The sequence below is a fragment of the Crossiella sp. SN42 genome (assembly GCF_023897065.1).
Lineage (GTDB): Bacteria > Actinomycetota > Actinomycetes > Mycobacteriales > Pseudonocardiaceae > Crossiella.
Genome location: NZ_JAMHIV010000015.1, coordinates 187,351 through 211,948 on the forward strand (window position 1 = coordinate 187,351; position 24,598 = coordinate 211,948).

At 72.7% G+C, this 24,598-nt stretch carries 23 protein-coding genes; 7 read left to right on the top strand and 16 right to left on the bottom strand.

Features of this window, described 5'->3' with window-relative positions; genetic code table 11:
• The first annotated feature begins 24 nt into the window (after positions 1–24).
• Positions 25–840, top strand: coding sequence for an ESX secretion-associated protein EspG (locus M8C13_RS19700; RefSeq protein ID WP_252482089.1), 816 nt, complete (start codon positions 25–27; stop codon positions 838–840).
• A 32-nt stretch (positions 841–872) separates the two neighbouring features.
• On the opposite strand, the gene M8C13_RS19705 is transcribed toward M8C13_RS19700, so the two are convergent.
• Together M8C13_RS19705 and M8C13_RS19710 are read right to left on the bottom strand one after the other, a co-directional pair.
• Positions 873–2,174 carry an NAD(P)/FAD-dependent oxidoreductase gene (locus M8C13_RS19705; RefSeq protein ID WP_252482090.1) on the bottom strand — a complete coding sequence of 434 codons (1,302 nt, stop codon included), beginning with the start codon at positions 2,172–2,174 and terminating at the stop codon, positions 873–875.
• A gap of 1 nt (position 2,175) precedes the next feature.
• Positions 2,176–2,772, bottom strand: coding sequence for a ferric reductase-like transmembrane domain-containing protein (locus M8C13_RS19710; protein WP_252482091.1), 597 nt, complete (start codon positions 2,770–2,772; stop codon positions 2,176–2,178).
• Positions 2,773–3,051: 279 nt separating this feature from the next.
• On the opposite strand from M8C13_RS19710, the gene M8C13_RS19715 reads away from it, so the two are divergent.
• From M8C13_RS19715 to M8C13_RS19730, 4 genes are all read left to right on the top strand, one after another.
• Entirely contained in the window at positions 3,052–3,612 is a 561-nt protein-coding gene (locus tag M8C13_RS19715) for a sigma-70 family RNA polymerase sigma factor (RefSeq protein ID WP_374213099.1), read from the top strand.
• 6 nt (positions 3,613–3,618) lie between these two features.
• Complete coding sequence (locus M8C13_RS19720) at positions 3,619–4,617, top strand: anti-sigma factor (protein ID WP_252482092.1); 999 nt, start codon at positions 3,619–3,621, stop codon at positions 4,615–4,617.
• 175 nt (positions 4,618–4,792) lie between these two features.
• Positions 4,793–6,604: a family 20 glycosylhydrolase gene (locus tag M8C13_RS19725; protein WP_252482093.1), complete on the top strand. Its 1,812-nt coding sequence runs from the start codon at positions 4,793–4,795 to the stop codon at positions 6,602–6,604.
• 315 nt (positions 6,605–6,919) lie between these two features.
• Positions 6,920–8,020 carry an N-acetylmuramoyl-L-alanine amidase gene (locus M8C13_RS19730; protein ID WP_252482094.1) on the top strand — a complete coding sequence of 367 codons (1,101 nt, stop codon included), beginning with the start codon at positions 6,920–6,922 and terminating at the stop codon, positions 8,018–8,020.
• Here M8C13_RS19730 and M8C13_RS19735 read toward each other — a convergent pair.
• The 3 genes from M8C13_RS19735 to M8C13_RS19745 are packed head-to-tail and all read right to left on the bottom strand — an operon-like array spanning position 7,995 to position 10,359.
• Positions 7,995–8,633 carry a DedA family protein gene (locus tag M8C13_RS19735; protein WP_252482095.1) on the bottom strand — a complete coding sequence of 213 codons (639 nt, stop codon included), beginning with the start codon at positions 8,631–8,633 and terminating at the stop codon, positions 7,995–7,997. The genes M8C13_RS19730 and M8C13_RS19735 overlap by 26 nt on opposite strands.
• The gene (locus M8C13_RS45095) at positions 8,633–9,592 is read right to left on the bottom strand and encodes a lysophospholipid acyltransferase family protein (RefSeq protein WP_308202826.1); all 960 of its coding nucleotides are present in this window, start codon (positions 9,590–9,592) and stop codon (positions 8,633–8,635) included. The genes M8C13_RS19735 and M8C13_RS45095 overlap by 1 nt, the downstream gene beginning before the upstream one ends.
• Positions 9,589–10,359 (bottom strand): GNAT family N-acetyltransferase, encoded by a 771-nt coding sequence (locus M8C13_RS19745; protein ID WP_252482096.1) that lies wholly within the window; start codon positions 10,357–10,359, stop codon positions 9,589–9,591. The genes M8C13_RS45095 and M8C13_RS19745 overlap by 4 nt, the downstream gene beginning before the upstream one ends.
• Positions 10,360–10,515: 156 nt before the next feature.
• On the opposite strand from M8C13_RS19745, the gene M8C13_RS19750 reads away from it, so the two are divergent.
• Together M8C13_RS19750 and M8C13_RS19755 are read left to right on the top strand one after the other, a co-directional pair.
• On the top strand, positions 10,516–11,871 hold the full coding sequence (locus tag M8C13_RS19750) for a sensor histidine kinase (protein ID WP_252482097.1): 1,356 nt from the start codon (positions 10,516–10,518) through the stop codon (positions 11,869–11,871).
• Complete coding sequence (locus M8C13_RS19755) at positions 11,859–12,503, top strand: response regulator transcription factor (protein ID WP_252482098.1); 645 nt, start codon at positions 11,859–11,861, stop codon at positions 12,501–12,503. The genes M8C13_RS19750 and M8C13_RS19755 overlap by 13 nt, the downstream gene beginning before the upstream one ends.
• On the opposite strand, the gene M8C13_RS19760 is transcribed toward M8C13_RS19755, so the two are convergent.
• The 11 genes from M8C13_RS19760 to recN all read right to left on the bottom strand — a co-directional run bounded on the left by M8C13_RS19760 (position 12,500) and on the right by recN (position 24,588).
• Positions 12,500–13,240 carry a pseudouridine synthase gene (locus M8C13_RS19760; protein WP_252482099.1) on the bottom strand — a complete coding sequence of 247 codons (741 nt, stop codon included), beginning with the start codon at positions 13,238–13,240 and terminating at the stop codon, positions 12,500–12,502. The two genes, M8C13_RS19755 and M8C13_RS19760, sit on opposite strands and share 4 nt — an antisense overlap.
• The gene (locus M8C13_RS19765; protein WP_252482100.1) at positions 13,233–13,961 is read right to left on the bottom strand and encodes an SMC-Scp complex subunit ScpB; all 729 of its coding nucleotides are present in this window, start codon (positions 13,959–13,961) and stop codon (positions 13,233–13,235) included. Before M8C13_RS19765 ends, M8C13_RS19760 begins: the two co-directional genes overlap by 8 nt.
• Entirely contained in the window at positions 13,958–14,803 is an 846-nt protein-coding gene (locus tag M8C13_RS19770) for a ScpA family protein (protein WP_252482127.1), read from the bottom strand. Before M8C13_RS19770 ends, M8C13_RS19765 begins: the two co-directional genes overlap by 4 nt.
• 52 nt (positions 14,804–14,855) lie before the next feature.
• Positions 14,856–15,797 carry an AAA family ATPase gene (locus M8C13_RS19775; RefSeq protein ID WP_349497418.1) on the bottom strand — a complete coding sequence of 314 codons (942 nt, stop codon included), beginning with the start codon at positions 15,795–15,797 and terminating at the stop codon, positions 14,856–14,858.
• Positions 15,798–15,940: 143 nt separating this feature from the next.
• Positions 15,941–16,870: a site-specific tyrosine recombinase XerD gene (gene xerD / locus M8C13_RS19780; protein ID WP_252482101.1), complete on the bottom strand. Its 930-nt coding sequence runs from the start codon at positions 16,868–16,870 to the stop codon at positions 15,941–15,943.
• 62 nt (positions 16,871–16,932) lie between these two features.
• Positions 16,933–18,048, bottom strand: coding sequence for an alanine dehydrogenase (ald, locus tag M8C13_RS19785; RefSeq protein ID WP_252482102.1), 1,116 nt, complete (start codon positions 18,046–18,048; stop codon positions 16,933–16,935).
• Between the two features lie 28 nt (positions 18,049–18,076).
• Positions 18,077–18,730, bottom strand: coding sequence for an NUDIX hydrolase (locus M8C13_RS19790; protein WP_252482103.1), 654 nt, complete (start codon positions 18,728–18,730; stop codon positions 18,077–18,079).
• Positions 18,730–20,433 (bottom strand): CTP synthase, encoded by a 1,704-nt coding sequence (locus tag M8C13_RS19795; protein ID WP_374213103.1) that lies wholly within the window; start codon positions 20,431–20,433, stop codon positions 18,730–18,732. Before M8C13_RS19795 ends, M8C13_RS19790 begins: the two co-directional genes overlap by 1 nt.
• A 172-nt stretch (positions 20,434–20,605) precedes the next feature.
• Positions 20,606–21,544: a copper transporter gene (locus M8C13_RS19800; RefSeq protein ID WP_252482105.1), complete on the bottom strand. Its 939-nt coding sequence runs from the start codon at positions 21,542–21,544 to the stop codon at positions 20,606–20,608.
• Positions 21,541–22,725, bottom strand: coding sequence for a putative cytokinetic ring protein SteA (steA, locus tag M8C13_RS19805; protein WP_252482106.1), 1,185 nt, complete (start codon positions 22,723–22,725; stop codon positions 21,541–21,543). The genes M8C13_RS19800 and steA overlap by 4 nt, the downstream gene beginning before the upstream one ends.
• A gap of 84 nt (positions 22,726–22,809) precedes the next feature.
• Positions 22,810–24,588: a DNA repair protein RecN gene (gene recN, locus M8C13_RS19810; RefSeq protein WP_252482107.1), complete on the bottom strand. Its 1,779-nt coding sequence runs from the start codon at positions 24,586–24,588 to the stop codon at positions 22,810–22,812.
• Between the last annotated feature and the right edge of the window lie 10 nt (positions 24,589–24,598).

Sequence of the window (24,598 nt, forward strand, 5' to 3'; positions counted from 1 at the left end):
CTCTCGGCGCAAGGGGGCTGGGCGATGGGCGGCGAACCGCACGCGATGACCACGATGGTGCTGACCGCGACCGAGTTCGAGGTGGTGTGGGCGCGGCTCTCGCTCGGCGAGCCGCCGCTGGCGCTGGAGCTGCCCAGCTTCGGCGCCACCGACTCCGAGCGCCGGATGCTGACCGCGCTGGCCATGGAGTCGCTGCGGCAGCGCGGCCTGGCCGACCGGGTCGGGCCGACCTCCTGGCTCACCGACGCCTGCCTCGGCCTGGCCGAGTACACCTGGTCCCTGGACGCCCGGCTGTGGACCGGCGAGCTGCTGCGCGCCTTCGGCGCCGCCCGCGGTGAGAGCGGCACGCTGGCGGTGCGCATCGGCGACACCGTGCACCTGACCCGCCTGCCCGACTACCTGCTGCCCACCGACCTGGCCACGCTGGCCGGCGGCACCCCCAGCGGTCCCGGCGAGGCGCTGAGCGTGCGCGGTGACTCCCTGGACGCCGCCGCCCGGGCCGCGGGTTCGGACCCGGTGGCCTTCGCCGAGGTGCTCGCCGCGCGCGGCGAGACCCCGCAGGCCGCCCGCGAGCTGGCCCGGCGCTGCGCCGGATCGGGCTGGTGGGGCCAGTTCGGCTGCACGGTGCGGGACCGGTTCGGCGCGACCAGGCGGGGCAGCCGGGTGGTGGCCTTCCACGACGTTCCCGGGCGCGGCCGGTACCTGGTGCTGCGCCGGGTGGAGAACGGCGGCGTGGTGTGGGTGACCGTGCTGCCCGGCGGCAGCAGGCAGCTGGTCGCGCAGCTGATCGCGCTGCGGGATGAGACCACCGCGGTGCACGGGGCCAACGGCAGGCGCTAGCCCCGGCGGCAGGCGCTGACCCCGCTCACCGCTCACCGCTCACCGCTCCCCCGGCGTCCGCACCAGCGACCCCGCCGCGCCCGCCCGCTCTCCGAGGGCATCCCCCTCGGCGTCTCCGTCTCCCCCGGCGAGGGCCGCGGCGAGCCCACCGCGGACTGCCGGTCCAGCTCCGCGGTCCACTGCCGCATCCCGCGCGGGCTGTCCCAGGCCGCCACGCCCACCAGCCAGCCGCGCCGCACGTACCCGCAGACCTGGTGGCCCAGCGAGCGCGCCCCGGCCAGCGCGATGGTGTCCCCGGCCAGCGCGGGCGCGCCCGCGGCCTGGATCCGCACGCCGTGCTGGGCCGACCAGAACCGCGGCAGCGGGGTGAACGGGCGGGCGCCCGGGCCGGCCAGCAGGCTGTCCGCGGCGGCCCGGCCCATCTCCACCGCGTTGATCCAGTGCTCCACCCGGCGCGGGACCTCGTCGAAGCGCAGGTTGGGCCAGCGGGCCAGGTCACCGGCGACCACCACGTCCCTGGCGCCGACGGCGTGGCAGGTCGCCTCGCACAGCACGCCGTCCTCCAGCACCAGGCCGGAGCCGCGCAGCCAGTAGCTGGCCGGGACCGCGCCGACGGCGAGCACCACGCAGCGGGCGGAGACCAGCTGGCCGTCGGTGAGCTGCACCGCGATCCCGCCGGGATAGGGCGCGAACCGCCACACCGTGGCGCCCAGGGCCAGCCGGACCCCGGCGTCGCGGTGCAGGCGGGTGACCGCGGCGCCCATCCGCTCGCCCAGCACGTCGCCGAGCAGGTCGCCACCGCGGTCGACCAGCAGCACCGGGATGTCCATGGCACGCAGGCTGGCGGCCAGCTCACAGCCCAGGAACCCGCCGCCGACGATCACCACCGGCCCGCTGCCGGTGGTCACGTTCCGGTGCAGGGCAAGGCCATCGCTCATGGTGCGCAGCACCTGCACCCGCCGGTCGTGCCGGGGCGCGCCGGGCAGGTGCCGGGCCTGCGACCCGGTGGCCACCACCAGGCCGTCGTAGCGCAGCTCCTCCCCACGCGGCAACAGCAGCAACCTGCGGTCCACGTCCAGCGCGGCGGCCCGGGATCCCAGCCGCCACACCACATCCAGCTCCGGCAGTCCGGGCAACGTCAGCTCCTCCGGCCCGGCCTGCCCCAGCAACAGCTGCTGCGCAAGGGCCGGACGGTGGTAAGGCAGCCGCGGTTCCTCACCCACCACCAGCAGCTCACCGGAGAAACCCTGCTCCCGCAAGCGTTCCGCCGCGTTCAGTCCGGCCGGACCCGTGCCGACGACCACGATCCGTTCGGCCCGCCCGGTCAGGGCCATCTCACGGCGCCTCCTCGATGATCCGGGCGGAGACCAGCACCCGCGCGGGCAGGAAACGCAGCACCGCCAAGGTCAGCACCGGCACCACCAAGGTCACCCCGGCCAGCCACAGCAACGCGATCCGGCCACCGGCGAGGGCGCCCAGCAGCACGTGCGCCACCCCGAGCAGCGCGGCTGGATAGGCCAACCGGTGCAACCACAGCCATCTCCGGTAGCCCAGCAGCCGGCGCAGCGCCACCGAGAGCGCGACCACGAGCATCAGCTCGAAGGCCAGCGCGCCCAGCGCCTGCCGCAGCGGCGCGCCCGCCGCGGCCGGGAACAGCAGGTTGACCAGCCCGAAACGCTCCTCCCGCAAGGACAACAGGGTCAGCACGTGGCTGAGCACGAAGGCCAGCGTGACCGTGGCCAGCAGCAGGTGCCCAGACCGCACGGTCTGCCTGCCGGTGGCCCTGCGCACCCAGCCAGCGCTGGTGAACACGCCCCAGCACAGGGTCAGGCACAGCAGGCCGTAGGCCAGCCAGCCCGACAGCGCGGCCGCCGCGCGCACCCCCTCGTCCTGGGTGCTGGCGGCGAGTTGCAGGACCGGATGGTGCGGCATGGGCGCCTCCGGGGCGGCACGGGCGAGGAGGAACCCGGGTAGGCCAGGGGGTGCGGCCCGGCCTACCCGGGCTTTTCCGGTGATCCGGGAGGGAAAACCGGAAGCTCTGCGGACGATGACCTCATGTGTCCATAGTGGACAGTCCCTTCGTGACGACGCGCCAACGATTACGGATCCCCGGCCGCGGTGGTTCAACCTCGCCGCAAAATCAGTCCAAATCCGTCGCGGACACAAAAAGATCGGCCGCAGCCCTGTACGAAACCCGTTGCTGGGGACAGGATGTGCGCCGTGGGCCGACATCGGGTCACCAGAGCAGAGTCAACCGGCACCGCCGAGGTTTCCGGCCGGGACGACGATCTGGTCAGGGCGCTCTACCGCGAATACGGCGGGGCGCTGTTCGGGCACGCGTGCAAGCTCACCGGCAACGACCGCCAGTGGGCAGAGGACGTGGTGCAGGAAACCTTGTTCCGGGCCTGGCGCAATGCCGAGAAGCTGGACCGGGAGCCCGGGCTGATGCGGGCCTGGTTGTTCACCGTCGCGAGGCGGATCGTGATCGACGGAAGGCGCAGCCGCAGTGCGCGGCCGCACGAGGTCGAGGCGAGCCCCTTGGAGTCCGTGCCGGTGCCTGACAGCGCCGACGCGACCCTGTCCGCGCTGGTGATCACCGAGGCGTTGCAGCAGCTGAGCGAGGAGCACAGGGAGGCGATCACCCAGACCTACCTACGAGACCGCACCATCAACGAAGCGGCCGCCGTACTGGGCGTGCCACCGGGTACCGTCAAGTCCAGGGTGTACTACGCGTTGCGCGCCCTGAGACGGTCACTCCAGGATCGGGGGTGAGCGGGGATGTCATCCCCACCTGACCACTCCGACGTCGGCGCCTACCTGCTCGGCGTGCTCAACGAGGCGGACACCATCGCCTTCGAGGAGCACCTGACCCACTGCGTCCGCTGTCAGGACGAGCTGCAGGAGATGCTGGACCTGCCGGATCTGCTGGACGTCGCCCGCGCGCTGGAACAGCAGCGCGGGACGGTGGACCAGCGGCGCAACGGCACGCCGCCAGGACAGGCCGGCACCCCGCCGGGCCGTCCGCTGCGCAGTGTGCCGCCACCGGGCAGACCGCGGCCGGTCACCCCGGCCCAGCGCGTCGGCTCGGCCCTGCCGCGCGGCGCGGTCGCACCGCAACCGAGGGGCACGCTCGGGCCGCCGCCGCGGCCCCAGCCGCACCGCGGCGCCGAACCCGCGCCGGACGGTCCGGGCGACCGGGTGCTGGCCCAGTTGCTCGACCAGGTCGGCGCGCGCAAGCGGTCCAGGAAGAAGGTGGTGCTGTGGTCGCTGGCCGCGGCCGCCTGCCTGGCCCTGGTGCTGACCCCGCTGGTGGTCTCCGCGACCACCGGAGCGGGCCAGGGCGGCGTGGCGCTGCCCAGTCCGATCCTGAGCCTGCCCGGCCGGCCGCCGACCACCGGCCAGTCCGTCCCCAGCGGTCCGGTCACCCCGAGCGTGGACGCGAACACCCTCACCGAGGAGACGCTGACCGGCAGCAACCCGGCGAACAACGTCTCGGCGACCCTGGGGCTGACCGAGAAGGGCTCCGGCGTGCAGGTGCGGATGGAGCTCAAGGGCATCTCCGGGCCGCGGCGCTGCCAGCTGGTGGCCATCGGCAAGGCCGGGGAGACCTTCCCGGTGAACAGCTGGGTGGTGCCGGAGAAGGGCTACGGCGTGGCGGGCTCGCCCGACCCGCTGCAGCAGAACGGCAACGTGGCGCTCTCCCGCACGGAGATCGCCAGCTTCGAGGTGCGCACCATGGACGGGATCGGACTGCTGTCCATCCCGGCCGGGAGTTAGCAGCGGGCACAAGGGCAGCGGTAACGGCTACCGGGGTGAACCTAGTGGTCTAGACCCTTGACAGGCGGAGTGCCGCCAGATTCGATGGCTGCACACCGCCTTTCCGGTATGTCCGTATGCCGGGTCACCGCCGCCGCTTGTGCACGCCTGTCCGAACTCTCCGGGAGGACACCCCGTGAAAACCCTCAGCACGCGGCCACTGCGGTCGCGGTTGGCCGGCGGCCTGGCCGCCCTCGTCGTGCTCGGCGGCGCTGCCACGGGCTGGGCCTCGGTCCAGCACGACGCGGCCGCTCAGGAGGCCGCGAGCCCGTTGCGGAGCATCGTCCCCGCGCCCGCCTCGGTGACCCCCGCCGCCGGCGTCACCTTCACCCTGGGCAGCGGCTCCCGCATCCAGGTGCAGGCCGGTTCGCCGGAGGCCACCCAGGTGGCCGAGTACCTGGCCGGCATCCTGCGCCGTTCCACCGGCTACCCGCTGCCGATCGTGCCCGCCGCCGGTGACCCCGAGGGCATCGTCTTGCTGCTGGGCGGCGCGCCCGCCGGCGTCGGCCAGGAGGGCTACCAGCTCGACGTCACCGCCAAGGCGGCCACCGTGCGCGCGAACCGGGCGGCCGGGCTGTTCAACGCGGTGCAGACGCTGCGCCAGCTGCTGCCCGCGGCGATCGAGTCCAGCTCGGTCAAGCCCGGCCCGTGGACGGTGCCCGGCGGCACGATCGTGGACCAGCCGCGCTTCGGCTACCGCGGCGCGCACCTGGACTCCGCGCGGCACTTCTTCACCGTGGACACGGTCAAGCGCTACATCGACCAGCTGGCCCTGTACAAGGTCAACAAGTTCCACTGGCACCTGACCGACGACCAGGGCTGGCGGATCCAGATCGACAGCTGGCCGAACCTGACCAAGCACGGCGGCAGCACCCAGGTCGGCGGCGGCCCCGGCGGCTTCTACACCAAGGCGCAGTACACCGACGTGGTGAACTACGCCAAGGCCAGGCACATCGAGGTGATCCCCGAGTTCGACATGCCCGGCCACACCAACGCCGCGCTGTCCTCCTACGCCGAGCTCAACTGCAACGGGGTGGCCCCGCCGCTGCGCACCGACACCGAGGTCGGCTACAGCTCGCTGTGCATCACCAAGGAGATCACCTACAAGTTCGTCGAGGACGTCATCAAGGAGATCGCCGCGATCACCCCCGGCGAGTACTTCCACCTCGGCGGCGACGAGGCGCACGCCACCAGCGACGCCGACTACAACAAGTTCATGCAGCGGGTCATGCCGCTGGTCGGCAAGTACGGCAAGAAGATCATGGGCTGGCACGAGTTCGTCAAGGCCAGCCCGGCCCCGCCGACCTCGGCCGTGCCGCAGTTCTGGGGCACCACCACCTCCGATGCCAACGTGGCCGCGCACGCGGGCCGTGGCGGCAAGGTGCTGCTGTCCCCGGCCAACAAGGCCTACCTGGACATGAAGTACAACCCCAGCACCCCGCTGGGCCTGAGCTGGGCCGGGTACATCGAGGTGCAGGACGCCTACAACTGGAACCCCGGCGGCTACCTCTCCGGCGTGGCCGAGAACGCGGTGCTGGGCGTGGAGGCCCCGCTGTGGTCGGAGACGCTGACCAAGACCGCCGACATCGAGTTCATGGCCTTCCCGCGGCTGCCCGCGCTGGCCGAGCTGGGCTGGTCGCCGAGGTCCACGCACAACTGGGACGCCTTCAAGCAGCGCCTGGCCGCCCAGGGCCCGCGCTGGGACGTCATGGGGATCAACTACTACAAGTCCCCGCAGGTCCCGTGGCCGACCACCAACCCGACCAGCACCACGACCACCTCCGGCGGCGCGTGCAACGCCCCGGCCTGGAAGAGCACCGACACCTACGTCAAGGACAGCAAGGTCTCGCACAAGGGCAAGGTCTGGACCGCGAAGTGGTGGACCCGCGGCGAGGAGCCCGGCACCACCGGCCAGTGGGGCGTCTGGCAGGACAGCGGCCCCTGCTGACCCGCTGAGCACGCACGGCCCCGGTTGGACCAGCTGGCCCAACCGGGGCCGTTGCCGTCTTTCCGGTCCCGAGCGCAAGGCGTTGGCCGTTTTTACCGGCTCGCGTCCATTCAACTTCTCTGTGCCTGACCGCGGCCCCGGGGTAGCGTCATGGCCGCTCGCGCCTATACCCGGACGGTGAATGGGTGACCACTTAGTACAACAAATCGAAAGTTCCTCACCCCTTCGGCCCTTATGAGTTCCGGAACCAGCTCTTACCGTCGACTGACCCACTTCTCTGGGGTTCCCTGCCCCCAAGACGAGGGAGTCGTCGTCATGTCGAACCCTGCACGCAATCCGATCGGCCGCCGCGCTTTCTTACGCGGCGGCCTCACCGTGACCGCGGCCGGCGCACTCGGGCTGGCCGATCCCCTGCTGGCCGGCGCGACCGAGTCCGGCGCGCTGGCACCGGCCATCCACGGCACCGGCGTCTGGGGCGCCCGGCCGGCCAAGGGCGCCATCTCGGTGCTCAACAGCAGGCCGGTCAAGATCATCGTCCATCACACGGCCACCGCGAACGTCACCGACTACTCACTGGCCCGCGCGTTCGCGCTGTCCAGGTCGATCCAGAACTACCACATGGACTCCAACGGCTGGATCGACACCGGGCAGCACTTCACCAACAGCCGCGGCGGGCACATCACCGAGGGCCGCCACCGCAGCCTGGCCGCGCTCAACGGCGGCACCCAGCACGTGGTCAGCGCGCACACCTCGGGCCAGAACAACGTGGCACTGGGCATCGAGAACGAGGGCCTCTACACCAGTGTCGGCCCGACCACCGCGCAGTGGAACTCGCTGGTGGCGCTGTGCCGCTACATGTGCCAGCAGTACCGGATCGCGGCCAGCCAGATCTACGGCCACCGCGACTACAACAACACCGCCTGCCCCGGCAACGTGCTCTACGGCCGCCTGCCGGAGCTGCGGCGCGCGGTCGCCGCGGCCATGGGCGAGCGGGAACGGATCGTCGACCCGGTGACCTGGCCGCTGCTGCAGCCGGGCGACCGGGGGGAGAAGGTCCTTGTCGCACAACGCCTGCTGCACCACGCGGGCGAGCGCGGCGTGCCGCTGGACGGGGTGTTCGACCCGCGCACCGATGAGGCGGCGCGCAGGCTGGAGACCAGGATCGGCGTCGCCGAGACCGGTTTGGTCGGCGCGGAGTCCTGGCCCGCGCTGATCCCGGCCGCCCTGCGCAAGGGCGATCGGGGCGACGCGGTGCACGCCGTGCAGCTGCTGCTGGTGGCCAATGGGCTGCGCACCCCGGCCGACGGCGAGTACACCGGCGCCACCGAGACCGCGGTGCGGGAGTTCCAGACGGGCCACCAGCTCCCCGCCACCGGGGTGGCTGACCAGCTCACCTGGCAGTACCTGCTTCGCTGAGCCCGGCCAGCTCTGGCCGGGGTGTGTCGCGACGCCGCCGCGACAGCGCGCGCACCCCGGCCACGGCCCCGGCCACCGCCGCCGCGATGCCGAGGGCCAATACCAGTCCCAGCAACGGGTTCTGCTCGAAGGCCCGGCCGCCGAGGTAGCCGAGGGACACGCAGGCCACCGCCCAGATGGTGCCGGCCACGGTGTCCCACAACAGGAACCGCCCGCGCGGGTAGCGCACCGCGCCCGCGGCCAGCATGCTGGCCAGCCGCCCGGCCGGGACGTAGCGGGCCACCACGATCACCCACGGCCCTCGCCGCTCCATCGACCGCCGAGCCCAGTCGTAGACCTGCTTTCCCTTGGCACTGCGGGAGATCCGCCGCTCCAGCCCCGGGCCGGCACCACGCCCGGCGAGGTAGGTGGCGTAGTCGCCGAGCAGCACCCCGGCCACCGCGGCGAGCAGCACCAGCCAGATCGAGGGCGGTCCGGTGGCCGCGGCCACGCTGATCGCGATCACCGTGCTGTCGCTGGGGGTGAACGGCAGGAAGGCGTCCAGCGCGGCCAAGGCGAGCACCACCGCGTACAGCCAGGGCGAGGCGAGCAGCGCCTGCAAGAACTCGGGCATCAGGCCGCCACCCGCAGCTCCGGCGCGGAAACCACTGGCACGCCAAGGATTTCCGCCTGCGCGCGAGCCGCCAGTTCCCGCCGCTCCCGCCCTGCCTGGGCACGGGCCGCCAACTCCCCCGCCTGAGCGCGAGCCGCTGACTCCCGCCGCTCCCGCGCAGGACCGGCCAACCCGCCCCGCTCGCCCGCCGCCTGCCCCGATCCCGCCCCGGGCCACAGCGTCCGCCCCTCCCGCACGTGCACCGACAGCCCCCTGGCCCGGATCACCCGGCGCAGCGAGTCCAGCACCTCTTCCTCCCCCAGGAAAGCCGCCGACGCCGCGACCCGGCCACCCGGCCCCCGGTACTCCACCCGCACCGGCCGCACCGCCACCCCGGCCTCCACCGCGGCCTGGAAACTGGCCGGGCGCAACACCGTTCCGGCCACCGCGCACCGGGTGGTGCCCTCCGGGAACACCGCCACCGAGGTCCCGCTCGCCAGCCGCGCGCGCATCTCCGCGACCGTGCCCGGCAGCGTGGACAACCGGTCCCGCTCGATGAACACCGTGCCTGCCCGCACGGCCAGCGCGCCGAAGACCGGGATGTCCCTGATCTCCGACTTGGCCACCTGGTGCAGCGGTTCCCTGGCCAGCAGCACCAGCCCGTCCAGCCAGGAGATGTGGTTGCCCACCACCAGCGCCGGACCGGGCCGTGGCGGATCCGCCACCACCCGCACGCCCAGCGCGCGCAGGATCCCGCGCGCCCCGCTGCTGGCCAGCCGCCCGCGAACTCCCTTGGGCAGCAACGGAAACACCCAGGACACCGGCACCGCGAGCGCGAACACCCCGGCCAGCGCGAGCCAGCGCCGCAGCTGAACCCCCAGCGGCACAACGGGTTCGGCGTCCCGGCCCGGCACGCAGCTGTCGTCGCACGGGGTCGACGGGGTCCAGCGGAAGGCCCCCGCCCGCCCGGCCGCGGTCACCGGAACCGCCGCAGGTACCGGGGATCCATCCGCTGGGTGTCCAGCAGCAGGAAGAAGTCCGCGCAGCCGAAGTCCGCGTCGTAGGCCGGTTCGCCGCAGACCCACGCGCCCAGCCGCAGGTAGCCCTGCATCAGCGGCGGCAGCGCCACCCGCCCGGCCGGTCGCGGCACTTCCTGGTGCGCCCACGGGATCCGCGGCCGCACCCGATGCTCATCGGGTGCGAGGTGCCGGGTGAGCACCCGGTCCCGGACCGCGGCGGCCAGGTGCCCGCCGTCGGCCAGCGGCACCGAGCCGCAGCCGGCGACCCAGCGCCCGCCGACCAGGTCCACGTACCTGGCCAGCCCGGCCCACATCAGCCCGATCACGCTGCCGTTGCGGTGCTCGGGGGCGACGCAGGAGCGGCCGACCTCCACCAGCGTGGCGCGCAGCCCGGCCAGCGCGTCCAGCTCGAACTCGCCGTCGGAGTACAGCGCGCCGCGCCGGGCCGCCGCGCCGGGCGGCAGGATGCGGTAGGTGCCCACCACCTCGCCGGTGCGCTCCTCGGTGATCAGCAGGTGCTCGCAGTGCGCGTCCAGCTCGTCGGCGTCCACCCCGGACGGCCCGGCCAGCGCCGCGCCCAGCTCACCGGCGAAGACCCGGTGCCGGAGCCGTTGCGCGGCAAGGACTTCCGCCTCGGTGTCGGCGATGACCATGCGGTACCCGGGGCTGTGCTCGGTGGCGGCCCGCGCGAGGAGCTTGGGCAACGGCCTGGCCAGTTCGGCGATCATGGCTTCAGCCTGGTCCGGATCGGCCGCCGCGTCGCCAGGGTTACCTCCTGAAATGACCGGGGTGCTAGCACGGGGGTGGATCCCCGTGCAGACACGGTGGCCCCCTAGGGGACGCGCTCCTACGCTGGGGTGGCCACCGTCCGAAAAGGAGCGTCGATGACCTGGCCGAGCCCGCGGCAGAACCTGCTGCGCGACGTGGTCGCCAAGCGCACCTGGCTGAGCACGGTGCTGCTGCTGATCGGCCCGTTCTGGAGCCTGCTGCCGCTGGCGGTGATCGTGCTCGCGATCGTCGGCAGCCTGTTCCCGCTGTTCGCGGTGCTGCTCTCGCAGAAGATCTACCTCGCGGTGCCGTTCCTGCCCACCCTGCTGGCCAGCCCGCTGATCGTGTGGCTGGCCGTCTGGCTGCTCTACGGCTTCGGCCGCCTGGAGGCCTGGCAGCTGCGCGTGGTGACCGGCGAGTCGGTGACCCCGGCGCTGTCCCCGCCGCAGCGCCGCAACCCCTACCGGGGGACGGTGCAGCTGGTGGTCAACCCGACGCTGTGGCGCGGCATCGGCTACTGGGCCGCCCGCGGCGCGCTGTCCGTGGTGACCGGCCTGCTCACCTTCTTCACCTGGTTCGGGCCGATCTGGCTGATCTTCGTGGCGATCATGGAGTCCTTCCACCCGCACCAGACGATGGTGCCCAGGCCGGGCTTCCTGCACTCCTACAGCGGGCTGGTGTTCTTCAGCCAGCCGGGCTGGCAGTTCTGGGTGATGGCCTTCCTGCTCGGCGGCATGCTGCTGCTGCCGCTGGCGCCGATCCTGGTGCGCGCCATGACCAGCGTGCACCTCGGCCTGACCCGCACCATGCTGGAGCCCAAGTCCGTGGCCGACCTGGCCGAGCGGGTGCAGCAGGTGGAGGAGCGGCGCTCGGTGGCGATGCAGGCGGCCGAGGCGGAGCGGCAGCGGATCGAGCGCGACCTGCACGACGGGGCGCAGCAGCAGCTGGTGGCGCTGGCGATGAAGCTGGGCCGGGCCCGCGGCAAGCACGGCCAGGACCCCGACGGCGCGCTGCGGCTGATCGAGGAGGCGCACCAGGAGGCCAAGGAGGCCATCGACCAGCTGCGCAGCCTCACCCGCGGCCTGCACCCGCCGGTGCTGGAGGACCGCGGCCTGGACGCGGCGCTGTCCGCGCTGTCCGCGCGCAGCCCGGTGCCGGTGCGCATCCGCTACTACGTGCAGCAGCGGCCGGCCCCGACCATCGAGGCCATCGCCTACTTCATGATCTCCGAGGCGCTGACCAACATCGCCAAGCACGCGCACGCCACCAAGGCCTCGGTCGACGTGCGCCGCACCGGCGACCGGCTCAAGATCGTGGTCACCGACGACGGGGTCGGCGGCGCCAAGGCCGGTCCGGGCTCGGGCCTGTCGGGGCTGGCCGACCGCGCGGGCGGGGTGGATGGCACGCTGACGGTGTACAGCCCCGAGGGCGGGCCGACCATCCTGACCATGGAGCTGCCGTGCGAGTCGTGATCGCCGAGGACGCGGTGCTGCTGCGCCAGGGCCTGATGCTGCTGCTGGCCGAGAGCGGGCACGAGGTGCTGGAGGCGGTCGGCGACGCCGAGCAGCTGCTGCGCGCGGTCGGCAGGCACCGGCCGGACATCGCCGTGGTCGACGTGCGGATGCCGCCGGCGCACCGGGACGAGGGCCTGCGCGCGGCACTGGTCATCCGCCGCGAGTGGCCGGAGACCAAGATCCTCATCCTGTCCCAGTACGTGGAGGAGCGCTACGCGGTCGACCTGCTCAGCAACGAGCTCAGCGGCATCGGCTACCTGCTCAAGGACCGGGTCGCCGACGTGGAGGACTTCCTGCGCGCCCTGCACCAGGTCGCCGACGGCGGCACCGTCTTCGACCCCGAGGTGGTCGCCCAGCTGCTGGCCCGCAGCCGCCGCCAGGACCCGCTGGCCACCCTGACCCCGCGCGAGCGCGAGGTGCTGGGCCTGATGGCCGAGGGCCGCTCCAACGCCGGCATCGGCGAGGCGCTGACCATCACCGAACGCGCGGTGGAGAAGTACGTGGGCAGCATCTTCACCAAGCTCGGCCTGCCCATCGCGGGCAACGACCACCGCCGGGTCCTCGCCGTGCTGCGCTACCTGGACAACTAGAGCCCGACGTTCTTGTACAGCGCACCCACCTCGGCCCTGGTCAGCGGGCGTAGGGTGCCGGGGCGCAGACCGGCCAGGCGGACCTCGCCGACCGCGGTGCGCACCAGGCGCAGCACCGGGTGCCCGACCGAGTCGAACAGCCGCCGCACGATCCGGTTGCGCCCCTCGTGCAGCACCACCTCGATCAGCACCCGGCCGCCGTTGGCGTCCTTGACGTGGTACTTGTCCAGCCGCACCGGCCCGTCGTCCAGCTCCACCCCGGCCAGCAGCCTGCGGCCCAGGTCCCGGTGCACCGGACCGGCCACCTCGACCAGGTAGGTCTTGTAGACGTTGTAGGAGGGGTGCATCAGCCGGTGCGCCAGCTCGCCGTCGTTGGTCAGCAGCAGCAGGCCCTCGGTCTCGGCGTCCAGGCGGCCGACGTGGAACAGGCGCTCCTCGTGGTCGGCCACGTAGTCGCCGACGCAGGGCCGGCCGCGGTCGTCGGACATGGTGGTGTGCACGCCGCGCGGCTTGTTCAGCGCCAGGTGCACCAGGTTGCCGGTGACCATCACCCGCAGCCCGTCCACGTGGATCACCGCCTGCTCCGGGTCGACCCGGCGGCCCTGTTCGGTGACGATCTCGCCGTCCACGGCCACCCGGCCCTCGGCGATCATGTCCTCCGCCACCCGCCGGGAGGCGATCCCGGCCTTGGACAGCACCTTCTGCAACCGCACACCCTGCGGGTCGTTCTCAGACATCGTCGATCGAGTCCACTTCCGGCAACAACGGCGCGAGCGGGGGCAGTTCCTTCACCGAGGACAACCCCAATCGCTCCAGGAACAGCTCTGTGGTGCGGTACAGGAGTCCGTTGGTGTCCGGATCCGCACCTGTCTCCTCAATCAGACCACGAGCGAGCAGACTGCGGATAACCCCGTCCACATTCACCCCGCGCACCGCGGCCACCCGGGCCCTGGTGACCGGCTGACGGTAGGCGATCACCGCGAGGGTCTCCAGCGCGGCACGGGTCAGCTTGGCCCGCTGCCCGTTGAGCAGCAGCCGCTCCACGAACGGCGCGTGCACGTCCCTGGTGTAGAACCGCCAGCCGTCGCTGACCCGGCGCAGGTCGATGCCACTGCCGGCCTCGGTGTACCCGGCGGCGAGCCTGCGCAGCGCCTCGGTGGCCCGCGCCACCGGCACGTCCAGCGCGTCGGCCAGCACCTCCTCGGGCGCGGGCGCGTCCACCACCAGCAGCACCGACTCCAGGGCCGCGTCCAAGGCGGCGTCCTCGGTGAGGTCGGGCAGGCCGCCAACCACGACCGCGTCCTCGTCCTCCGCCTCGGGGACGTCGATCCCGTCCGCCAGCACCGGCGCCGCGGCGGCGTCGGTCCCGTCGGCGAGCACCGCCACCGGCTCGCCTGCCTGTGGCGCGACCGGATCCAGCTCGGCCTCGGGCGCCACCGGCGTGCCGTTCTCGGTCACCCGTACTCCTCCTCCTCGCTCGCGGCCAGTGCGGCCGCGGCGGCTTCTTCCGCCTGCTCCTTGCTCCCGCCGACCCAGCGCACCAGCAGCTCGCCCAGCGGCTCCTCCTGCTGGAAGAGCACCACCGTCTCCCGGTACAGCTCCAGCAGCCCCAGGAACCGGGCCACGAACTCCACCGTCTCGGTGCAGTCCTCGGTCAGCTGCCCGAAGGTCGCCTCGCCCAGCTCGGCCAGCCGCACCCGCATGATGGCCGCGTGCTCGCGCACCGACACCGGGTGCATGTGCAGGTGGGCCAGGCCCACCACCGGCGGCGGCTTGGGCCGGAACACCGAGGCGGCCAGCTCGGCGAAGCGCTGCGGGTCGACGCCGAGCATCACCTCGGGCATCAGCTCGACGAACCGGTCCTCCATGGCCACCGAACGCGGGTACCGGCGCAGCGCGGTGGCCTCCAGCTCGCCGAAGAGCGCGGCGACCTGCTTGTACGCCCGGTACTGCAACAGCCTGGCGAACAACAGGTCCCTGGCCTCCAGCAGCGCCAGGTCGTCCTCGTCCTCCACGTCGGCGGCCGGCAGCAACCGGGCCGCCTTCAGGTCCAGCAGGGTGGCCGCGATGACCAGGAACTCGGTGGTCTCATCCAGGTCCCAGGCGTCGCCGAGCACCCGGATGTGCGCGATGAAGTCCTCGGTGACCTGGTGCAGCGCCACCTCGGTGACGTCCATCTGGTGCTGGGAGATCAGTTGCAGCAGCAGGTCGAACGGACCGGTGAAGTTGGCCAGCCGCACGGTGAACCGGCCGCCTGGCGCGTCCTGCTCGGTGGGCTGTGCGGGATCCGGGGTGTCCACTGTGGTCACTCGGCCGGCTCCGCGGGCAGTCCGCGCCCGCGAACGAGGCGACTCACCTGGCGATCACCTCGCGGGCCAGCGCCCGGTAGGCCTTCGCCCCGCCGGAGCGGGGGGCCCACCGGGTGATCGGCTCGCCGGCGACGGTGGTCTCGGGGAACCGCACGGTGCGGTTGATCACGGTGTCGTACACGATGTCCCCGAACGCCTCCACTACCCGGGCCATGACTTCTCGGGAGTGCAGCGTACGCGGGTCGTACATGGTGGCCAGAATCCCGGATATCTCCAGCTTCGGGTTGAGCCGTTCACGCACCTTCTCGATGGTGTCGATGAGCAGCGCCACCCCGCGCAGGCTGAAGAACTCGCACTCCAGCGGAATGATCAGCCCGTCCGCGGCGGCCAGCGCGTTCACCGTGAGCAGGCCGAGGGAGGGCTGGCAGTCGATGAGGATGTAGTCGTAGTGGTCCAGCACCGGCCGCAGCGCCCGCTGCAGGGTGTGCTCGCGGCCGACCTCGGAGACCAGCTGCACCTCGGCCGCGGACAGGTCTATGTTGCTGGGCAACAGGTCCATGTCCTCGACGCAGGTGCGCAGCACGGTCTCCTCGATGGTGGCCGAGCGCTCCATGATCACGTTGTAGATGGTCCGGTCCAGGTGGTGCGGCTGCACACCAAGGCCCACCGAGCACGCGCCCTGCGGGTCGAAGTCCACCAGCAGCACCCGGCGCCCGTACTCGGCCAGCGCCGCGCCCAGGTTGATGGTCGAGGTGGTCTTGCCCACCCCGCCCTTCTGGTTGCACATCGCGAGCACCTTCGCCGGCCCGTGCCCGGCCAGCAGCGAGGGCTCTGGCACGTGCCGCAGCGGCCGTCCGGTGGGGCCCATCTCGCCCACCACGACCTCGGGCACGTGCTCCTCGGTCAGGTCAGCGGGCTTGGGCGCCAGGCTGAGGTCAGCCACCTCTCCGCGGGGCCGCCCGTAGGCAGGCTGCGGTGTGGACATCTGACCTGACTCCTCGTGTCGGCGAATACACCCTGTTGGCGAGCGTAGGCTTCGCGGCGCACAGCGGCAACGCGCCTCGCCGGGGCACGTCCGACCTGGTCACCAAGGCCCCAGCACGCATTTGGAGCAGTCGCGCGCGCCGGTCAGCCCTGGGCGCGGGGGTGCGCGGTGGCGAAGACCTCACGCAGGGTGTTCACCGTGACCAGGGTGTAGACCTGGGTGGTGGTCACCGAGGCGTGCCCGAGCAGCTCCTGCACCACCCGGACGTCGGCCCCGCCCTCGATGAGGTGGGTGGCGAAGGAGTGCCGCAGCGTGTGCGGCGAGACGTCCCCGGTGACCCCGGCCCGCTCGGCCGAGTCCTTGAGCGTCTGCCAGGCGCTCTGCCGGGACAGCCGCCCGCCGCGGGCGTTGAGGAACACCGCCGCGCTGCCCCGCCCCTTGGCCGCCAGCACCGGCCGGGCCCGCACCAGGTAGGCCTCCAGCGCGGCCAGTGCCGGCCTGCCCACCGGCACCAGGCGCTGCTTGCCGCCCTTGCCGTCGAGCAGCACGGTGCGCTCGGTGGCGTCCACGTCGTCCACGTCCAGCCCGACCGCCTCGGAGATCCGCGCCCCGGTGGAGTACAGCAGCTCCAGCAGCGCCCGGTCCCGCAGCCCGCGCGGGTCCTCGCTGCCCGCCCCGTCCAGCAGCCGCAGCACCTCGGCCACCGGCAGCGCCTTGGGCAGCCTGCGCGGCGGGGTCGGCGGATGCACCCCGCTGGCCACGTCGGCGGGCAGCAGGCCCTCGCGGTAGCCGAAGCGGTGCAGGCTGCGCACCGCGACCACCGCGCGCGCCGCGGAGGAGGCGGCCAGCGGCGGCCGCTGCCCGTCACCCTCGCGCAGGCAGGCCAGGAACTCGGCCACGTGCCGCTCGGTGACCTCCGGCAGCGAGCCCACCCCGGCCGCGGCCAGGTGCTCGGTGTAGCGGCGCAGGTCCCTGGCGTAGGAGTCCAGCGTGTTGCGGGCGGTGCCGCGTTCCACCACGAGGTGGTCCAGGTACCGGTTGACGGCGGCCGAGAGCGCGGCGGGAACCGCCACGGGGCTGGAGTCCTCGTTCAGTGCGCCGGTCCCTCCGCCGCTGGCGAGTGGTCAGGGGCGCATCATGCCAGTGCCTCGGCCAGTTCGACGTGCGGCAGCCCGTGCGCCGCGGCGACCTCCGCCAGCACCACCTGACCGCCGAGCACGTTGACCCCCTTGGCCAGCGTGTGGTCCTCCCGCACCGCGCCGCGCAAACCTTTGTCCGCCAAGGCCACCGCGTACGGCAGGGTCACGTTGGTCAGCGCCCAGGTGGAGGTGTGCGGCACCGCGCCCGGCATGTTGGCCACGCAGTAGAACACCGAGTTGTGCACGCCGAAGACCGGGTCGGCGTGCGTGGTCGGCCGCGAGTCCTCGAAACAGCCGCCCTGGTCGATGGCGATGTCCACCAGCACCGAACCGGGCCGCATCCTGGCCACCAGGTCGTTGCTGATCAGCGTGGGCGCCTTGGCCCCTGGCACCAGCACCGCGCCGATCACCAGGTCCGCCCACAGGCAGGCCCGCTCGATCTCGTAGGCGTTGCTGGCGATGGTCTGCAGGTGGCCGCGGTAGACGAAGTCGATCTGCCGCAACCGGTTGATGTTGTTGTCCAGCACCACCACCTCGGCCTGCAAGCCCAGCGCGATGGTGGCCGCGTTCATCCCGGACACCCCGGCCCCGATCACCGCGACCTTGCCGGCCGGCACCCCGGACACCCCGCCCAGCAGCACCCCGCGCCCACCGGCGGCGCGTTCCAGGGTGTGCGCGCCGACCTGCGGGGCCATCCGCCCGGCCACCTCGCTCATCGGCGCCAGCAGCGGCAGCGCGCCGTCGGGCAGCTGCACCGTCTCGTAGGCCACCGCGTCGATCCCGGCGTCCACGATGGCCTGGGTGCACTCCTGGCTGGCGGCCAGGTGCAGGTAGGTGAACAGGGTCTGCCCGCGCCGCATCCGGTGATATTCCTCGGCGATCGGCTCCTTGACCTTGAGCACCAGGTCCGCCTCGCCCCACACCTCGTCGGCCGAGCCGAGGATCTTCGCCCCGGCCGCGAGGTAGTCGGAGTCGGGGAAGGAGGAGCCGAGGCCGGCCTCCCGTTCGATCAGGACCTGGTGGCCGCGGCGCACCAGCTCCACCACGCCCGCCGGGGTGATGGCCACCCGGTACTCGTGGTTCTTGACCTCACGAGGGACACCGACCCGCACGTCGACTCCTCCTTCGCCTTGCGCCTGCTCAGCCGCTCCGGCGCTGTCCTGACTGGCGCTGAGCGAACCGGTGCGGCCTGGACTCCCACGGGGCGTCGACCGGGCGGGTCTGCGCCGCGCCGGAGAGCACCGCGTGCGCGGCCAGCACCCCGGAAACCGTGGCCGCGTTGATGATGGCACCGCTGAGCACCATCCGCACGGCCTCGCTCAGCGGCACCCGCCGCACCACCAGGTCGGCCTCCTCGTCACCGGTGTCCGCCAGCTGGTCCACAGTGGACAGACCGCGGGCCAGGTAGACCCGGATGACCTCGTCCATGAACCCGGGCGAGCCGGAGACGTCGACCAGCACCGACCAGTCCGCGGCGGCCAGCCCGACCTCCTCGGCCAGCTCCCGCGCGGCGGTGACCGCGGGGTCCTCGCCCTCGGCGTCGAGCAGACCGGCGGGCAGCTCCCACAGCCGCTGCCCGACCGGGTGCCGGTACTGGTGGATGAGCACCACGTTGTCGTTCTCGTCCAGCGCGACCACGCCGACCGCGCCGGGGTGCTCGATGACCTCGCGGGTGGCCACCTTGCCGCCGGGCATCACCACGTCGTCCACCCGCAGCGCCATCACCCGCCCGGCGTAGACGTCCTGGCTCTTGGCCACGCTGAACTCGTGCGCGCCGCGCTCCACCGTGCCCATCAGGCGCCTGCCGAGCTGGACGCGGTCTCCGGCAGCTCCACCGGCAGCCGCTCGGCGGCCTGGTAGTCCAGGGCCGCGCGGACGAAGGCGGAGAACAGCGGGTGCGGCCGGGTCGGGCGGCTCTTCAGCTCGGGGTGCGCCTGGGTGCCGACGAAGAACGGGTGCGTCTTGGCCGGCAGCTCGACGAACTCCACCAGGTGCCCGTCCGGCGAGGTGCCGGAGAAGACCAGCCCGGCCTTGCCGAGCTTGTCCCGGTAGGCGTTGTTGACCTCGTATCGGTGCCGGTGCCGCTCGGTGACCTCGGTGGCCCCGTAGGCCTTGGCCACCTGCGAGCCGGGCACCAGCTTGGCCGGGTAGGAGCCCAGCCGCATGGTGCCGCCCATGTCCCGCTCCCCGGCGACCACGTCCTGCTGGTCGGCCATGGTGGAGATGACCGGGTGCTTGGCGGACTCGTCGAACTCCGCGGAGTTGGCCCCGTCGATCTTGGCCAGGCCCCGCGCGGCCTCGATCACCATGCACTGCAAGCCGAGGCACAGGCCCAGGACCGGGATGCCGCGGGTGCGGGCGTGCTGGATCGCGCCCACCTTGCCCTCGATGCCGCGCACGCCGAACCCGCCGGGCACCAGCACGCCGTCCACCCCGGCCAGCGCCTGCGCGGCGCCCGCGGGGGTCTCACAGAGGTCGGAGGGCACCCACACGATGTTCACCCTGGCCCGGTGCGCGAAACCGCCCGCGCGCAGCGCCTCGGTCACCGACAGGTAGGCATCGGGCAGGTCGACGTACTTGCCGACCAGCGCGATCCGGGTGGTGTCGCTGGGCTTGTGCACCCGCTCCAGCAGGTCGCCCCACACCGTCCAGTCCACGTCCCGGAACGGCAGCCCGAGCCGGCGCACCACGTAGGCGTCCAGGCCCTCGGAGTGCAGCACCCTGGGGATGTCGTAGATGGACGGGGCGTCCGGGGCGGCCACCACGGCCTCGCCGTCCACGTCGCACATCAGCGCGATCTTGCGCTTGAGGCCGTCCGGGATCTCCCGGTCCGCCCGGCACACGATCGCATCCGGCTGGATGCCGATGTTGCGCAGCGCGGCCACCGAGTGCTGGGTGGGCTTGGTCTTGAGCTCGCCGGAGGGCGCGAGGTAGGGCACCAGGGAGACGTGCAGGAAGAACACGTTGTCCCGGCCCACGTCGTGCCGGACCTGCCGGGCGGCCTCCAGGAAGGGCAGCGACTCGATGTCGCCGACGGTGCCGCCCACCTCGGTGATCACCACGTCCGGCGTGACGCCGTCCTCACCGGCGGCGGCCATCGCGGTGATCCGCGACTTGATCTCGTCGGTGATGTGCGGGATCACCTGGACGGTGTCGCCGAGGTACTCGCCGCGCCGCTCCTTGGCGATCACCTCGGAGTAGACCTGGCCGGTGGTCACGTTGGCCGCCGCGCCCAGGTCGCGGTCCAGGAACCGTTCGTAGTGGCCGATGTCCAGGTCGGTCTCGGCGCCGTCCTCGGTGACGAAGACCTCGCCGTGCTGGAACGGGTTCATCGTCCCGGGGTCCACGTTGAGGTAGGGGTCGAGCTTCTGCATGGTCACGCGGAGTCCGCGAGCGGTCAGCAGCTGCCCGAGGCTGGAGGCGGTGAGCCCCTTGCCGAGAGAGGAGGCCACGCCTCCGGTGACGAACACGTGCTTGGTCGTGCGGGCCTGCAACACCAAGGGGTACTCCCGTGAATCAACTCAACGCCGTCGCTGGTCGGGTGTGGTTTCGGGGCTCCCGACCGGCGCGAGCGCCCCCTCGATCCACGGGAGGCGACCGTAACACGTCGCCTCCCCGCTACCGCACCCCCACCTCCGTCGTCGGCCTCCGAACGGGTGATGTATGGAGCTATGCCAGCCCCTGCGGTGCCGGAGCCTGCGCGTTGCCCGCGGTGCCGTACCGCCCGGACCGCCCGTCGAGCTGTTCCCGCAGCGCCAGCACGGTGACCACCCGCCCGGCGGCGGTGTCGATGTTGTCCACGGTGGTCAGGATCGAGGTCGCCGAGGTGTCCGCGCGCACGATCCCCAGCGGCCCGTTGCCGTCGGCGGAACCGGATCGCCCGGCGAGCACCGCGCCGGTGCCGGAGCGGTCCAGCTGGGTGGCGAACCGGGCCAGGATGGCCGAGCGGTCACCGGGATCCTCACCGCCGGCCGAGCCGCCGGTGAGCACCACCGCGAGCTGCGCCGGCGTGATCCCGCGGCCGAGCCGGACGAAGCCGCCGTTGGCCAGCCCGCTCATCGCCGCCGAGGCCTCCTCGCCGCTGGCCTGCGGCTTGTTCTGGCTGTTGAGCAGCAGCAGCGGGCCGAGCAGGCCACCGGCCAGGGTGCCCGGATCGGTGGCCGCGGTCGGCAGCTGCACCCCCGCGGGCACCAGCCTCGGCACCAGGTCGCGCAGCTGGTCGGCCTTGGCCGGGTCGGCGAAGGTGTCGGTGAGCTGGAGCTCGCCGGTGACGCTGCCGCCGGAGGCCTTGATCAGCTCGGTCAGCGCGTCCCGGTCGGCGGGGTTGGCGTCGTGCGTGCTGATCAGCACCACGGTCCGCTTGTCCAGCTGCCCGCGCACCGCCAGCGGCCCGACCACGGTGCCGAAGCGGTCCGCGTCGGACAGCCGCGCGTTCAGCGCGTTGCGCTCGGACTGCAAGTCGGAGACCTTCTGCCCGAGCGAGTCCTTCTCCCCGGTCAGCCCGGAGAGCAGCCGGTCGCTGATCACCGTGGAGCCCAGCATGATGCCGAGGGCGAGGGCGAGGAACACCGCCGCGATGGAGACGACGTGGTACCGCAGAGTGATCACGAGAAGAGCCCCTTGAGCCAGGTGAGGAAGTCGTTCCAGTAGTCCACGCCGATGTCGACGTAGGCGCTGCCCACGCTGGTCACCGCGACCGCGGCGATCAGCACCGCGACCGCGGAGACGACCAGCAGCAGGACGGAGAGCACGGAGACCCGGCTGCGGTAGAGGCTGACCACGGCGTGGCCGTCGACGACCTTGCTGCCCAGGCGCAGCCGGGTGAGGAAGGTGGAGGGGTTGGAGCCGGAGCGGCCCCGGTCCAGGAACTCGTGCAGGGTGGCCTGGAAGCCGATGGTGACCACCAGGTCGGCCCCGTGCGCCTCGGCCAGCAGCAGCGCCAGGTCCTCCGGGTTGCCGGAGGCGGGGAAGGTGACCGCGCCGATGCCGAGGTCCTGGATGCGTTCCAGGCCGGGCGCGTGCCCGTCCATCTGCGCCGGCAGCACCACTTCCGCGCCCGCTTTGAGGGTGGCGGTGCTGATGCCGTCCGGGTCGCCGACGATCACGTCCAGCTTGTACCCGGCCTCGTGCAGGGTGTCCGCCGCGCCTTCCACGCCGATCACCACCGGCCGGTACTCGCGGATGTAGCGCTTGAGCTTGCGCAGGTCGTCGCGGTGCCCGTAGCCGGGCGCGATGATCAGCACCTGTCGGCCCTTGACCGGCACGAACAGCTCGGGCACGCCGACTCCGTCCAGGATCAGCGTGCGCTCCCTGCGCAGGAACTCGATGGTGTTCGCGGAGAAGGCCTCCAGCTGCGCGGCCATGCCCGCCTTGGCCTCGATGAGCTGGTCGGCCACCGAGTCCGCGGTCTGCTCGGTGCCCCGCCCCAGCTCGGTCTCACCCTGGAAGATGCCGCCCTCGAACAGCCGGATCCGGGCGCCGTCCTTGACCTTGCGCAGCAGCTCGGGGCCGACCGCGTCGATCAGCGGGATGCCCGCGCTGATCAGGATCTCCGGCCCCAGGTTGGGGAACCGGCCGGAGATGGAGGCCGAGGCGTTGACCACCCCGGCGACCTCGGCGGCGACCAGGGCGTCCGCGGTGCGGCGGTCCAGGTCGAGCTGGTCGAGCACGGCGATGTCGCCTGGTCCGAGCCGCCGGAGCAGGTCGCCGGAACGACGGTCCACCCTGGCCGGCCCGTGGACTCCAGGCAGCGACTGACTGGTGCGGTTGAGCAGGCCCGTGAGCTTCATGTGCGGATGGTGACAAAACCGCGGCGTGTCTGTGCCTAGGCACGCCGGGAAGTCACCGCACGTCAACCCTTGGGGGACACCTGCCTATGGGCGCAGCGCCTGGGTGTAGGCCTCCGCGGTGGCCAGCAGCTCCTCGGCGTGCGCCCGGCCGGACTCGGTGGACTCCATCCCGGCCAGCATCCTGGCCAGCTCCACCACCCGCTGGTTGTGGTTGAGCACCCGCACCCCGGACTTGGTCAGCCCCTCGGCGCCGATGTTCTTGTCCACCAGCAGGTGCCGGTCGGCGTAGGCGGCCACCTGCGCCAGGTGCGTGACCACGATGACCTGGTGGCTGCGGGCCAGCTTGGCCAGCCGCCGCCCGATCTCCACCGCGGCCCGGCCGCCGACCCCGGCGTCGACCTCGTCGAAGACCAGCGTGGGCACCGGGTCGGTGTGCGCGAGCACCACCTCGATGGCCAGCATCACCCTGGACAGCTCACCGCCGGAGGCGCCCTTGTGCACCGGCAGCGCGGGCGCGCCGGGGTGCGCGACGAGCAGCAGCTCGACCTCGTCCACCCCGTCCGGCCCGGCCTGCAACAGTTCGTTGCCGACCTTGAGCGCCTGCTCGTCGCCCTCGGCGGCGGGCTTGGGCTGCACGGTCAGCTCGATCCGGGCGTGCGCCATGGCCAGCCCGGCCAGCTCCTCGGTGACCGCCTTGGCCAGCTGTTCGGCCGCGGTGCGCCGGATCGAGGTGACCGTGCGGGCGACCTTGGCCAGCTGCTTGGCCAGCGCGTCCCGCTTCTTGGCCAGCTCGGCCAGGGTCTCCTCGGAGGTGTCCAGGGTGGCCAGCCTGGCCTGCGCGTCGGCGGCCCAGGCCAGCACGCCGTCGACGTCCGCGGCGTACTTGCGGGTCAGCTGCTTGAGCTCGGCCTGCCGGGCCAGCACCCGTTCCAGCTCGGCCGGGTCGGCGTCGAGCTGCTCCAGGTAGCCGGTCAGCTCGGTGCCCACGTCGGTGAGCAGCGCGGCGGCCTCGACCAGCCGCGGCTCCATCTCGCGCAGCGCCGGGTCCTCGGCCGCGGCCAGCCTGCGCCGGGCCTCGCCGATCAGTCCGAGCGCGCCGGGTGAGTCGGGGTCGCCATCCGCGGCGCCGGCCACGGCGTGCGCGGCCCCGGCCGCGGTCTCCCGCAGCTGGTCGGCGTCGGCCAGCCGGCGGGCCCGGTCGACCAGCTGGGTGTCCTCGCCGGGCTGCGGGGCCACGGCCTCGATCTCGCCGAGCCCGTGCCGCAGCATGTCGGCCTCGCGGGCCATCTCGCGAGCGCGCTCGGTGCGCTCGGTCAGCTCCTTGGCCACCGCGAGCCACTGCCCGCGGATCTTCCGGTACTCGGCCAGCGGTTCGGCGATGCCCGCGCCAGCGAACCGGTCCAGCACGGCCCGCTGCTCACCGGTGCGCATCAGGCGCAGCTGGTCGTTCTGCCCGTGCACGGCGAGCAGCTGTTCGGTCAGCTCGGAGAGCAGCCCGACCGGCACGGCCCGCCCACCGAGGTGGGCCTTGGACCGCCCGTCGGCGTTCACCGAGCGCACGGCGATCAGGCTGCCGTCCTCGTCGACCCCGGCGCCCGCCTCGGTCGCCACCTCAAGCGCGGCGGCGGCCCCGGCGCGCGCGTCGTCGCCGGTGAGCTGGAAGGATCCCTCGACCACAGCCCGGTCCGCCCCGGTCCGCACCCTGGAGGCCTCGGCACGGCCACCGGAGAGCAGGTGGAGCCCGGTCACCACCATGGTCTTGCCCGCACCCGTCTCACCGGTGACCACGGTGAGACCCGGATGCAGTTCGAGGGTGGCGTCGGCAATCACGCCGAGGCTCTGGATGCGCATCTCGGCCAGCACAGCCCAGACA